This window comes from Mucilaginibacter sp. (assembly GCF_041088075.1).
In the GTDB taxonomy this organism is placed as follows: domain Bacteria; phylum Bacteroidota; class Bacteroidia; order Sphingobacteriales; family Sphingobacteriaceae; genus Mucilaginibacter_A.
In genome coordinates this window covers 68,764-81,671 of record NZ_JBGCVY010000008.1, presented here as the reverse complement: position 1 = coordinate 81,671, position 12,908 = coordinate 68,764, and the positions used below count along the sequence as shown (strand labels likewise).

At 41.3% G+C, this 12,908-nt stretch carries 12 protein-coding genes; 6 read left to right on the top strand and 6 right to left on the bottom strand.

What is annotated here, in order from left to right:
• Window positions 1-102: 102 nt before the first annotated feature.
• The 3 genes from secDF (at window position 103) to V5804_RS01025 (ending at window position 5,300) form a co-directional block, all read left to right on the top strand.
• Entirely contained in the window at window positions 103-3,102 is a 3,000-nt protein-coding gene (gene secDF / locus V5804_RS01035; protein WP_369589516.1) for a protein translocase subunit SecDF, read from the top strand.
• A 93-nt stretch (window positions 3,103-3,195) separates the two neighbouring features.
• Window positions 3,196-4,506 (top strand): NAD(P)/FAD-dependent oxidoreductase, encoded by a 1,311-nt coding sequence (locus V5804_RS01030; RefSeq protein ID WP_369589515.1) that lies wholly within the window; start codon window positions 3,196-3,198, stop codon window positions 4,504-4,506.
• A gap of 242 nt (window positions 4,507-4,748) precedes the next feature.
• Complete coding sequence (locus tag V5804_RS01025) at window positions 4,749-5,300, top strand: DUF4251 domain-containing protein (RefSeq protein ID WP_369589514.1); 552 nt, start codon at window positions 4,749-4,751, stop codon at window positions 5,298-5,300.
• 26 nt (window positions 5,301-5,326) lie between these two features.
• On the opposite strand, the gene V5804_RS01020 is transcribed toward V5804_RS01025, so the two are convergent.
• Both V5804_RS01020 and V5804_RS01015 read right to left on the bottom strand, forming a co-directional pair.
• Window positions 5,327-5,770: a hypothetical protein gene (locus tag V5804_RS01020; RefSeq protein ID WP_369589513.1), complete on the bottom strand. Its 444-nt coding sequence runs from the start codon at window positions 5,768-5,770 to the stop codon at window positions 5,327-5,329.
• 294 nt (window positions 5,771-6,064) lie between these two features.
• Entirely contained in the window at window positions 6,065-6,253 is a 189-nt protein-coding gene (locus V5804_RS01015; RefSeq protein WP_369589512.1) for a hypothetical protein, read from the bottom strand.
• 120 nt (window positions 6,254-6,373) lie between these two features.
• Here V5804_RS01015 and V5804_RS01010 point away from each other — a divergent pair, with 120 nt between their 5' ends.
• Window positions 6,374-6,661: a hypothetical protein gene (locus V5804_RS01010; protein ID WP_369589511.1), complete on the top strand. Its 288-nt coding sequence runs from the start codon at window positions 6,374-6,376 to the stop codon at window positions 6,659-6,661.
• Window positions 6,662-6,732: 71 nt separating this feature from the next.
• Here the strand turns inward: V5804_RS01010 and V5804_RS01005 are convergent, their stop codons facing one another.
• The 3 genes from V5804_RS01005 to accD all read right to left on the bottom strand — a co-directional run bounded on the left by V5804_RS01005 (window position 6,733) and on the right by accD (window position 8,588).
• Window positions 6,733-7,308: an arylesterase gene (locus V5804_RS01005; protein WP_369589510.1), complete on the bottom strand. Its 576-nt coding sequence runs from the start codon at window positions 7,306-7,308 to the stop codon at window positions 6,733-6,735.
• 85 nt (window positions 7,309-7,393) lie between these two features.
• Window positions 7,394-7,663 carry a DUF3072 domain-containing protein gene (locus tag V5804_RS01000; RefSeq protein WP_369589509.1) on the bottom strand — a complete coding sequence of 90 codons (270 nt, stop codon included), beginning with the start codon at window positions 7,661-7,663 and terminating at the stop codon, window positions 7,394-7,396.
• A gap of 79 nt (window positions 7,664-7,742) precedes the next feature.
• Entirely contained in the window at window positions 7,743-8,588 is an 846-nt protein-coding gene (gene accD, locus V5804_RS00995; RefSeq protein WP_369589508.1) for an acetyl-CoA carboxylase, carboxyltransferase subunit beta, read from the bottom strand.
• A 119-nt stretch (window positions 8,589-8,707) separates the two neighbouring features.
• Between accD and fbaA the strand changes: the two genes are divergently transcribed.
• Both fbaA and V5804_RS00985 read left to right on the top strand, forming a co-directional pair.
• Window positions 8,708-9,787: a class II fructose-bisphosphate aldolase gene (gene fbaA, locus V5804_RS00990; protein ID WP_369589507.1), complete on the top strand. Its 1,080-nt coding sequence runs from the start codon at window positions 8,708-8,710 to the stop codon at window positions 9,785-9,787.
• Window positions 9,788-9,913: 126 nt separating this feature from the next.
• Window positions 9,914-10,339, top strand: coding sequence for a GNAT family N-acetyltransferase (locus V5804_RS00985; protein WP_369589506.1), 426 nt, complete (start codon window positions 9,914-9,916; stop codon window positions 10,337-10,339).
• Between the two features lie 229 nt (window positions 10,340-10,568).
• Here the strand turns inward: V5804_RS00985 and V5804_RS00980 are convergent, their stop codons facing one another.
• The gene (locus tag V5804_RS00980) at window positions 10,569-12,908 is read right to left on the bottom strand and encodes an FdhF/YdeP family oxidoreductase (protein WP_369589505.1); all 2,340 of its coding nucleotides are present in this window, start codon (window positions 12,906-12,908) and stop codon (window positions 10,569-10,571) included.

Genomic DNA, 12,908 nt, shown 5'->3' with positions numbered 1-12,908 from the left:
GCTTCTTTTATCATATAAAAAAACCTAAATTCCGTTTTTTTGTTAGCTTTGCCGTCTTGTTAAAAAACCCATCAACAACATATCTTATACATTTAACAGCACATGCAAAGTAAAGGAGTAATTAAATTCTTCGCGATTGTTCTGGCCATTGTTTGCCTCTATCAGCTATCCTTCACCTGGGTGGCGCAACATGTAGAAAGCAATGCCAGGAATTATGCTAAAGGCAATCCTGAAAAGGAACGGTCTTATCTCGATTCTATCTCAACACAGCCGGTTTATCCTGTTTTTAACCATACCTATCAGTACTGCAAAGAAAAAGAGCTGGCTTTGGGTTTGGATTTGAAAGGCGGAATGAACGTTACGATGCAGATTTCGCTGGCCGAACTGGTAAAATCCTTGTCCGATAACAACACCGATCCTGCTTTTAACCAGGCCTTGTCCAATGCCGAAATACAATCAAAAACAAGTCAGCAGGATTACATCACGCTGTTTGTTAACGAATACGAAAAGCTGAACCCAAACGGCAAACTGGCCCCGATTTTTTCGACAAAAGAAAGCCAAAGCCGTATCAAATTTGATGCTTCTAACAACGAGGTAAAACGTTATTTGCAGAATGAGGCCAAAAGCGCGGTGGACCGTTCGTATAATATTTTAAGGACTCGTATTGATAAATTTGGCGTTACGGCACCAAACATTCAACTACAAAGCGGGACTAACCGTATTTTGATTGAATTGCCGGGTGTTTCTGATGCTGACCGTGTCCGCAAATTATTGCAAGGTTCGGCCAAGTTAGAGTTTTACGAAACTTTTGACAATTCGGAAGTTTTGAATTTGCTGGGCAATATCAACAACATTTTGGCTGCCAAAGCAAAAGCCGGAACAACCATCAAAGATACTACGGTAAAAACAGCATCGGCAAAAACAGATACTTCTACGGCTGCTGGTGGTTTGTTAAATAAAGTTGCCAAAAGCAAACTGGCCGATACGAGTGCGAAAACTTCAAAAACGGGCAATCCTGCGGTCAACAGTCCTTTGCTTAACCAAAACATGCTTCGCCCGAATGTTTATGCTTCGCAGGATGGTGGCATTCAGCCTGCCCCCGGCCCTGTTATTGGTTTTGCTGCCGTTGCCGATACGGCTAAAGTGGACCATTTGCTAAACAGCCCTGATGTTAAATCTGTTATCCCGCAAAATGTCCGTTTTCTTTGGGGCGTTAAAGCAATGACAGTAAATGACGATTATAACCGTCGTTTTAACGATAAGATCCCCCGTGTAGAACTTTACGCCATTAAACTGTCGGGGGCTGAAGGCGGGCCTGTTCTGGCTGGCGATGTAATTGCGGATGCCCGTAATGATTACGACCAGAAAGGCAGTCCGGAAGTGCAGATGACCATGAATACCGAAGGTGCAGCCAAATGGCGCAAAATTACTGCCGCCGCTGCTGCCGACCCTAACAATAAAAAAGCAATCGCTATTGTTTTGGACGATTATGTGTATTCCGCACCAACTGTTCAAAACGAAATCTCCGGCGGTGTTTCCTCTATCTCCGGTAGTTTTACCGTTGATGACACCAAAGATTTAGCCAATGTTTTAAAAGCCGGCCGTTTGCCTGCCCCTGCCCGCATTGTGGAAGAAGCCATCGTTGGCCCTTCTTTAGGCCAGGAAGCGATTAGTGCCGGTTTAATTTCTTGTGTAGTTGGTTTATTGGTGGTGCTGGTTTTCATGGTTGCTTATTACAACCGTGCAGGCAGTGTTGCTGTTGTTGCTGTTTTTATCAATGTTTTTTTCCTGTTTGGTGTGTTGGCAAGTTTGGGCGCAGTTTTAACGTTGCCTGGTATCGCCGGTATCGTGCTAACTTTAGGTATTTCGGTTGATGCCAACGTTTTGATTTATGAACGCGTGCGGGAAGAACTGGCACATGGCAAATCTGTCCGTATTGCTGTGGCAGATGGTTTTAAATATGCCACGCCTTCCATCCTCGATTCAAACATCACTACTTTTTTAACCGGTGTTATTTTATACATTTTTGGTTCCGGCCCAATCCTGGGTTTTGCCACTACGCTGTTGATCGGTATTATCACTTCATTGTTTTGTTCGCTTTTAATTTCCCGTTTGATATTTGAATGGATGCTGGAAAAAGGCTGGGACATTAAATTCTCTTATCCCTGGAGCAACCATACTTTCAAAAATGCACATTACGCTTTTGTAAAAAACAGGTTTAAGTTTTACACCTTTTCCGGTTTGTTTATTTTGGCCGGACTAATTTCAATCATCACCCGTGGTTTTAGTTTAGGCGTTGATTTTAAAGGCGGAAGAACGTATGTGGTTCGTTTTGAAAAACCGGTTGATGCCCAGCAAGTACGCGATGCATTAGATAAAACCTATCACTTGACTACTGAGGTTAAAACTTTTGGTACAACCAACCCACAATTACGTATCACCACGCCATATTTGGTTGATGATAACTCGCCTACGGCCGATACCAAAGCTGAAAGCAAATTGAAAGAAGGCTTAAAGCTGGTTAACAACCCCAGCAAGATCATGAGCCAGCAAAAAGTTGGGCCAACCATTGCCAGCGATATCAAAACAAGTGCATTTTACTCAGTTGTGTTTGCGATTCTGATTGTTTCTTTATACATTTTGATCCGTTTCCGCAAATGGCAGTTCAGCTTGGGCGCTTTAATTGCAACCGCACATGATGCCTTGCTGGTGTTAAGTTTCTTCTCGCTGTTCAACGGGATCCTGCCTTTTTCGTTGGATATTGATCAGGCATTTATCGCTGCCATATTAACTGTGATTGGCTATTCCATCAACGATACGGTTGTAGTGTTTGATAGAATCCGGGAATTCTTAAACTTGCACCATGCAAAAACTGATGACCCGAAAGTGGTCATCAATGATGCCATCAACAGCACGTTAAGCCGAACGATTATCACCGCTTTAACCGTAATATTTGTGCTGATTGTATTGTTTGTTTTTGGTGGGGAAGTAATCCGCGGTTTCTCATTTGCATTACTGATCGGTGTTATTTTTGGCACCTATTCTTCCATCTGTGTAGCCACACCAGTGATTGTAGATTTTGGGAAAAAAGACTTAAAATAATCCGAATCTCCTATTTTAAAAGCCGTTTTGATTATTCAGAACGGCTTTTGTATTTTCAGCCAAACAGAAACCTCAAAACACTGTAATAACAATATGGAATCAACATACAACTCCAATTTCCCTAAAGTCGTGATCGTTGGCGCTGGCTTTGGCGGTATAGAACTTGCAAACAGTTTGAAAAACAAAGAAGTAGAGGTTATTTTAATTGATAAACACAACTACCACACTTTCCAGCCACTAATGTACCAGGTGGCAACCGGAAGTTTGGAGGCCGATTCGATTGCTTTTTCGTTGAGAAAGAACTTTGAAGGACAAAAAAACCTTCGTTTCCGGATTGCCGAAGTAAAGAAAATTAATACCGATAAAAACAGTATTGATACCACCATCGGCGAAATTGCCTACGATTACCTGGTGCTTGCCACAGGTTCTACCAATAACTTTTTTGGAAACAAGGACTTTGAAAAATACACGCTTCCGATGAAAAGTATTCCGGAAGCTTTGAATTTGCGCAGTGCTGTTTTGCAAAACCTGGAAACGGCTTTGTTATTACCAACCAAAGAAGAGCGCGAACCTTATTTGACTTTCGTTTTGGTAGGTGCCGGTCCAACCGGTGTAGAATTGGCCGGTTCGATAGCAGAAATCCGAAATTACATCCTTAAAAAAGACTATCCGGAATTGAACAAGGAGGAAATGAAGGTTTATCTGGTAGATGGACTGCCCAAGGTTTTGGCCAATATGAGTGAGCAGGCTTCCAAAAAAGCGCAACAGTTTTTGGAAAAAATGAATGTTGAAGTGTTGACAAACTTGATGGTGGAAAGCTATGATGGCAACGTCATTTCTTTTAAAGACGGCAGAAAGATCAAAACCAAAAATGTAGTCTGGTCTGCAGGTGTGATAGGCGTTGTGCCGGAAGGCATTCCGAAAGAACTTATTGCCAAGGGCAACCGCATTTCTACCGACGAAATAAACCGGGTGATTGGCCTGAACAATGTTTTTGCCATCGGCGATGTATCATCCACCGTTAGCGAAGGAATGCCAAAAGGTTTGCCAGGCGTAGCTCCGGTATCAATCCAGCAGGGAAAGCACCTGGCAAAAAACTTGCTTAGGCTGATCAAAAACGAACCGACGGAAAAGTTTGTGTACAACGACCAAGGCTCGATGGCAACTATTGGCCGTAACAAAGCCGTTGTGGATTTAGGAAAAATTAAATTTCAAGGATTTTTTGCCTGGTTAACCTGGATGTTTGTTCACTTGGTTTTGCTGATGGGCTTTAGAAACAAAGTTGTTGTTTTTATCAATTGGCTGGGCAGTTACATCAGTTACAATGGCGGCACACGTTTGATCATCCGCCCCTATTACCGCAATGATGGCCAACCGATCAAAGAGCCGGTTGCCCAATCTTAACGATGCTTCTTTTACCGGCAATAAATTGATATTGATTTTTTGCCGGTAAAAACAGTATCTGCAACAAGTAGTTATTTAAACTATTATTTCCCCTGAAACTTGTATTGCCGCTTGAGAACCAGGAGGGTTACAACTACTACACAGCAATTTTTATGTCATAAAAGAAGCATTTGTATTAAACTGATCTTTGGTTTCGTTGTTAATTAATTTTATTGTTGATTAAACAAAAACCATTTTTTAGCATGAATACCAAACGCAATTACACCCATATTTTAGGCAGTATTGTGCTGCTGTTTTTAACGCTGCTGAGTTCAAACCCAGCTTCTGCCCAAAATACCAAAACTACAAGGGCGCAAAAAACAGCGGAAAAAAAGCAGGACGTAAAAAACATGATGGACAACCATAACTTTGTTTTTATGGCACAGATGGCCTTGCCACAGGGTTGGAGCAACATTCAGTTAAATTACAACTATAATGTAACGGTCAGTAAAGATTCTATAGATTGCTACCTGCCTTATTATGGCCGTGCCTATGTTGCGCCAATGGACCCGACTGACCCAACCCAAACCGGGATTCAGTTTAAAACTAAAAAGTTTGACTACAACAGCAGCAACAACAAAAAAAGCGGCTGGGAAATTACAATTGTACCACATAACGTAAAAGAAACCCGGCAAATGATTTTATCGGTTTCTGAGCTGGGCTATGCCAATTTAAACGTTACGAGCAACAATCGTCAGCCTATTTCTTTTAACGGTTACATTACCGAAAATAAACCAAAAGACAAAAAACAGTAGGTAAAAGAAGCACTCAAGTTTGGTTCTTAATTTTCCAGATCAATGTTATAAACTTTAAGACTATTTACTTTAGGTTCGTTTTCTTTAATCGCAATTGTAGAAAAGGCTCCATCTTTTACGCGGTAAATGGTAGAGCCTTTGCTGTTTTTACCATTATAACTTTGGAGGTATTTTTGTATCACTGCAACTTGTGGCTGGTTGGTTGTAGTGAGGTGGATTATCGTATGGCGTTTCTCAAAACTGATTGTGATATCGGTATAATCTTCATCTGCAACCAAGCCTAAAAAATGCAAGTTATTATTATTTGAACCGGGTAAAATCTGATAATTTTTTCCTTTCAAAAAAATGGTAATTTGGTCAGGATTGTTTTGAACAATTGATTGCAATTCGGGATAAGTTAACAGTTGCTTTTGTGCCGAACAGAAAAAAACCATGCAACAAAAAACAGCAGTGATTATAGGTTTCAGCATCTTTTACTTTTGATTGTGAATTTAAAAAACATACAACGAAATGTTTAACAAAAAATGTATGCTAAAAGAAGCATTAATTTCAAAAACTTTTTTTAATTAATCAATCAAAACCGATGGTTAAAAATTGCTTTCTTTTTGGTATCGGTTTTTTTGGTTGTATCTTGCACTGCTTTCAGGTTTTCAGCGGCTTTTGATTTGTTTTTTTGACAAGAAACCAAACTTAAAAAAACCAAAAAGTATAAATGCTTAAGTTTCATCATTGTTGTTTTTTATAGTTCCAATTTTAGATCAGGTTTAATTGCTTTTTTGGCTGATAATACTGTCAAAAACCATGTTTAAGCCGTTGATATCTTCTTCAACTTCAATTTCCAAAGTTTCTATTTCAACTTTAACCTCGGTCAGTTTCGCCTTCAAATCTGCCAGCCTGGTTTTCTTTTTTTGCAGGTTGGATTTTAGGTTTCGATAAACCTTGTAATTTTCCATAAAAATAGTTACGGAGAAACTGCAACCTTAGTTTTTAAATTTGCGTACAAGTTTTAATCAATTCGGATTGTTTGATAATTTATTAAATCATATCAAATTTTAACACTACATAAATATTGTATGATGAATGAAGCTTTTTTAGAAGTACTGCCCTCCAAATTTACAATTGCGGATTTTGAAAAGTATAAATTGCCCTTGCCCGCTTGCACTGTTAAAGACAATTTTAAACTCATTTTTATTACCGAAAATGAATACTGTCAATATTTAAACGGGCTACAGGATGAATGCAACAATGACTTGTTGCAATATAGTGTTATCAAAAACCCGGATTTGTTTAGCAAGAGCCGGTTTATTGTAAAAGTTTTAGCGCTTTTAACAAGTGCAAGGCCAAAGTTAAAATTCAACTAAATTAATGGCCCGGGTTTAAATACTAAAAGTATAAACTTGCCCAAAAATTTGCCGGTAAAAGAAGCATCTACTTACAATATCTTTTTTAATACGTCCCAAACATTGCCTGCCACAATTTCATAACCTTTTGCGTTTGGGTGTACGCCATCGGGCAGGTTCAGCAAACGGTTTCCGGCAACACCATTCAGCAAAAACGGGACAAAAGCCATGTTGTTTTTATCGGCCAACTGCCGGAACACCATGCGGAAATCTTTCAAAATATGCCCGGTTAAAAACGATGGCAGTTCCATCCCCAGCAAAAGCATTTTTACGTTTGGGTGCTTTAGTTTCACCAGGTCAATGATAAATTGTAAGTTGTTTAAAGTATCTGCAACGGTTATGCCACGCAAAATATCATTGATGCCCAGCTCCAACACAAAAACATCTATTTGTTGGTCTATCAAGTTCAGAATCCTGCTTTTGCCGCCAACCGAGGTTTCGCCGCTTAAACCTGCATTAATTACTTTGTACGGAAGTTTGTTGGCATTGATTTTTTGTTGGATTAACGATGGAAACGACTGTTGCGAGGGTAACCCATAACCGGCAGTCAAACTATTGCCAAAACATAAAATTTGCTTTATCCGCTGTTCTGCTTTATCCTCATCCATAAAAATTAATCTAATTGAAAGTTAGCAGATAAAAAAAGTGCCCCTAAAAGAAGCACTTATTTTTTTAGTAACCGGCAAAACTTGTTTAGTCGTCCAAGCCTCGGCCGGTTTTGTGTTGCAGTTCATCAATTTTTTTGGATGCTTCTGCTTTGTTCAACGTTTCGTCAACATCTTCGCCGGCCTGGTCTGATAATGTTTTTAAGTAAGAATGCTGTGCGCCTGTCATCGGTTCGCTTCCGGTTGTCCAGGTGTCCGGGTCTTTTACCGTGTTGGTGTTATCCGTTTCGTGCGTACTGTTTTTATCGGTATTATTTTGTCCTTGATCAGCCTGATCGTTTTCTTTTGATGGGTTCATGTTGCTGTTTTTTGGTTTTCCTACTATCAACCCAAAAAAAAATTGATTGTTTTAAAAAGGACAAAAAAAGCTAAAAAAATTAGTTATTCATCATCTTGATAAATGCGCCCAACTTTTCTTTCATCTTCCTTCTGTCAACAATAAAATCGAGAAAACCGTGTTCCAAAACAAATTCTGCCGTTTGGAAACCTTTTGGCAAATCTTTTTTGATTGTTTCTTTGATCACCCGCGGGCCGGCAAAACCAATCAGCGCGCCAGGTTCCGAAACATTGATATCGCCCAGCATGGCATAAGATGCGGTAACGCCGCCGGTGGTTGGGTCGGTCAGCAAAGAAATATAAGGCAGTTTGGCCTGGGCCAGCAAAGCCAGTTTGGCGGATGTTTTGGCCATTTGCATCAGCGAAAAAGCTGCTTCCATCATGCGTGCGCCACCTGATTTTGAGATCATTAAAAAAGGCATCCGGTGTTCGATACAATAATCAATGCTTCGGGAAATCTTTTCGCCAACAACAGAACCCATCGAACCGCCGATAAACGTAAAATCCATACAGGCAATTACCAAATCCTGGCCTTCAATTTTTCCGTGTGCTGCGCGGATCGCATCTTTTAAACCTGTTTTTCTTTTGCTTTCTTCCAGCCGGTCAGTGTACTTTTTGGTATCGGCAAAGTTAAGCGGGTCGGCTGAAATGATATTCGGGAAAAGCTCCGTAAACTGGTTGTCATCAAACAAAATGGAAAAATATTCTTTGGAACCAATGCGCATGTGGAAACCACAATAGTGGCAAACGTATTGATTTTCAACTTGTTCTGAGTAATGAAGTGGCTTTTTACAATTCGGGCATTTGTTCCAAATGCCGTCGGGCGCTTCTTTTTTCTCTTTTGTTGTTGTAATAATCCCTTTTTCTTCCCTTTTAAACCAAGCCATCTATACTGTTTTTAATGCACAAATTAACGAAAAAAACCGTCGTGGTTTATATAGCAGAATTTATTGCGCAGAAATGTATTTTATTTAACTTCGGATTTTAAAAGTACATCACAATTACTATGGATCTTAAAAATTTTAAAGGCGTACTGCACGGCGACCAGGTACAGCAATTGTTTGAATTGGCAAAACAACACCAGTTTGCCTTGCCGGCCGTTAACGTAGTGAACACCAATACTGTTAACGCCGTTATGGAAACTGCAAAAGCGGTCAATTCCCCGGTCATCATCCAGCTTTCTAATGGCGGCGCACAATTTTACGCTGGCAAATCGCTCAACAATGATCAGTTGCAGGCTTGTATTTTGGGTGCGGTTTCTGCTGCAACGCATGTGCATTTATTGGCCGAACAGTATGGCGTTGCCGTTATTTTGCATACAGACCATGCCGCAAAAAAACTATTGCCCTGGATTGACGGGCTGTTGGCGCACGGCGAACGTTTTTTTGCAGAACATAACAAGCCATTATTCTCCTCTCACATGCTTGACCTTTCCGAAGAACCGATCGAAGAAAACATCGAAACTTCTTCTAAATATTTGGAACGGATGTCTAAATTAGGCATGACCTTGGAAATAGAATTGGGCGTTACCGGCGGAGAAGAAGATGGTGTAGATAATTCCCATGTTGATAGTTCACGCCTGTACACACAGCCGGAAGATGTGGCTTATGCTTATGAAGAATTGAGCAAAGTGAGCGACCGGTTTACCATTGCTGCTGCTTTTGGGAACGTGCACGGCGTTTATAAACCCGGAAATGTGAAATTGCAGCCCGTAATTTTGCATAATTCGCAGGAATATGTAAAACAGCATTTTAATTTGGAAGCAGAAAAACCAATAAATTTTGTTTTTCATGGCGGTTCTGGTTCTACACAGGCAGAAATCCGCGAAGCAATTTCATACGGTGCCATCAAAATGAATTTGGACACCGATATGCAATGGGCTTTTTGGGAAGGGATTTTAAATTATTACCACGCCAATGAAGGCTTTTTGCAAACGCAGATTGGCAGCCCGGGCAAAGAAGATGCGCCAAACAAAAAATATTACGACCCGCGCGTATGGCTGCGCAAAGGCGAAGAGAATTTTGTAAAACGTTTGACCGTTGCTTTTGATGACCTCAACTGCATCAACGTAAACGAAAAGTTGTAAGCAATTTATATCGGTAAAAGAAGCGCCATTGTTTTAGATGCAATGGCGTTTCTTTGTTTTATGCTGAAAAATTAAATTCATCAGGGCAACATTGGCGCATTAAGAAATCATTTCGAAAGCAACTGAATGAATAAAATTGAAGTAAAAAAAGCAAGTGCGCAACAAGACCTGGAAAAGGTATTTGCCATACGAAAAGAGGTTTTTGTGTACGAGCAAAATTGCCCGCCCGAACTGGAATGGGAACATGAGGATGAATCCAACCATTTTTTGGCTACAGTAAATGGCGAACCGGCCGGAGCTGCGCGCTGGCGAAAAACAGCAAACGGTTATAAACCGGAACGTTTTGCGGTTTTGAAAAAGTTTCGTGGCTTTGGTGTTGGCCAGGCTTTGGTTAAAGCTGTTTTGGCCGATTTGCCTCCGGGTGCAAATTATATTTATTTACATGCGCAAATCCAGGCAGTTGGTTTGTACGAGAAATTTGCATTTGAAAAGTTGGGCAACGAGTTTGAAGAAGCCGGCATCAGGCATTATAAAATGGTGCTTCAATCCTGAATGCTTCTTTTATCGGGTAAAAATTGGTGCCGACTCCTCGCCTACTGATTTCTATACGTTTTGGGGCTAAAGCCAAATAGTGGCTTTGCAAACCGCGGCCTTTAGGCCGCGGCAATGAACAACAAACCATCAGGCATTACAAAACGGTGTTTCAATCCTGAATGCTTCTTTTAACAGGTAAAAATTGGTCTTCCCTTCTCAATAAAAAATAGATTCAGGAAGACAATTTTCACAGCACCTTAAAAGCAATCGGTTCTTCAAACAAAGAACTCCTTCTCAATTTTACTGGAATAGATTTTGACGAAGGCTGGTTGCTTTTATCAGCAACGCAACTAATCGGCACCAAAACATTGGTTTCGGGGTAATACGTAGCCACGCAACGTTCCGGAATATCATAAGACACAATGATAAACCCACAGGCAACACGCTCGCGGCCATCGTGGTGGTTGTACAAATCAATCACTTCGCCGATCTCAAAACCCTGGCGCAAAATATCTGCAGGGTTCATAAAAACAACACGCCGCTCGTTGTAAACGCCTCGGTAGCGGTCGTCCAAACCGTAAATGGTGGTATTAAACTGGTCGTGGCTGCGGATGGTCATCATCATTAATTCATCATCGGCCAGTTTTTCAACCACCAGTTCGCTTACTGCAAAATTGGCCTTGCTGTTTTTAGTGTCCCATTTTCGTTCGCGGCATCCGTTTGGCAAATAGAAACCGCCTCTTTCGCGCACCCGTTTGTTGTAATCTTCAAAACCGTTCACCACTTTTTCGATGTCGTCGCGGATGTGATCATAGTTCTTTTCAAACTTGTCCCAGTCAATTTTAGAACGGCTGCCTAAGGTTGCTTTCGCCATACGGCAAACAATTACCGGTTCGCTCAACAAATCAGTAGAAACCGGTTTCAAAACCCCTTTGGACATTTGCACCACGCCCGTCGAGTTTTCGCAGGAAACAAATTGTGTCAAGCCGTCGTGGATATCCAAATCCGTTCTTCCTAAACAAGGCAAAATCAAAGCCTCTTTGCCATGCACCAAATGGCTGCGGTTGAGTTTGGTGGAAACATGGACGGTGAGGTTGCACTTCCGTAAAGCTTCGGCGGTAAAAGAAGTATCCGGTGTGGCCGACAAAAAGTTGCCGCCCATCGCAAAAAACACTTTTGCTTTGCCTTCGTGCATCGCATAAATGGATTTCACCACATCGTAACCGTGTTCGCGCGGCGGCTCGAAACCATAAACTTTTTTGATTTGATCTAATAAAGCTTCGTGCGGTTTATCAAAAATACCAACGGTACGGTCGCCCTGAACATTGCTGTGCCCACGTGTTGGGCAAGTGCCCGCACCTGGTTTGCCAATGCTTCCTTTAATCAGCAAAAGGTTTACCATCTCATTGATCGTGGCAACGGCATTTTTGTGCTGCGTAATACCCATCGCCCAGCAAACGATAATTTTGCTTTTATGCTTTAAAAGATTGGCCGCTTCTTTAATCTCATCTAACGAAACGCCGCAAGCATCTACCAAAAAATCCAGATCGTGTTTTTTTACTTCGGAAATAAAATCTAAATAACCGGCGGTATTATCGCGGATAAAATCATGGTCAAAAACAGTTCCCGGATGCGCCTCTTCTTCCTCCAGCAACAATCGGTTAATGGCTTTCACTAAAGCTAAATCGCCGTTAATTTTTACTTGCAGAAAAATGTCTGTCAGTTTTGAGCCAACACCCAAAACGCCTTTTACTTTTTGCGGATTGTTAAAACCGAGCAAACCGGTTTCGTGCAAAGGGTTTACAGAAATAATTTTTGCGCCATTTGCTTTGCCTTTTTGCAACGCCGTAAGCATCCGCGGATGGTTTGTCCCGGGGTTTTGACCGAGGATGACGATTACTTCCGCTTCGTAAAAATCGTGTAGTTTTACCGAACCTTTGCCAATGCCTAAAGTTTGCGCCAAAGCAAAACTGGTAGATTCATGGCACATGTTGGAGCAATCGGGCAAATTGTTGGTGCCGTATTCTTTGGTAAACAACTGATAAACATAAGCTGCCTCGTTGCTGGTTCGGCCGGAAGTATAAAAAACAGCTTCGTTCGGGCTTTCCAATTTGTTTAAGTGTGAAGCAATTTTCTCAAAAGCACCTTCCCAAGTAATTGGCTGATAATGGGTTCCGCCTTCCGGCAAATACATGGGTTGTGCAACACGTCCTTCTTTACCAATATGGAAATCATTTAGTTTGGCCAGGTCGGCTACAGCATTTTCTACAAAAAATTGTGGCTTTAAGCTTTTGGTGGTTGCTTCTTCGGCAATGGCTTTTGCACCGTTCTCGCAATATTCGGCAATGGGCGAACGCTCGCCGTCAGGATCAGGCCAGGCACAACCGGGGCAATCGTAGCCTAATTTTTGGTTTAAAATAAACAAAGCTTTCATGCCACGGGCAAATGGCACTTGCCCAAAAACATATTCTCCGGCTACAACTACAGCCTTTACGCCGGCTGCATCTTTATAAGGTTCGCCTAATTTTAAACCGATAAACTTTTCCGGGTTTTCTGCGGCAGGTATTTGTTGCGTTTCGTTTTTCAT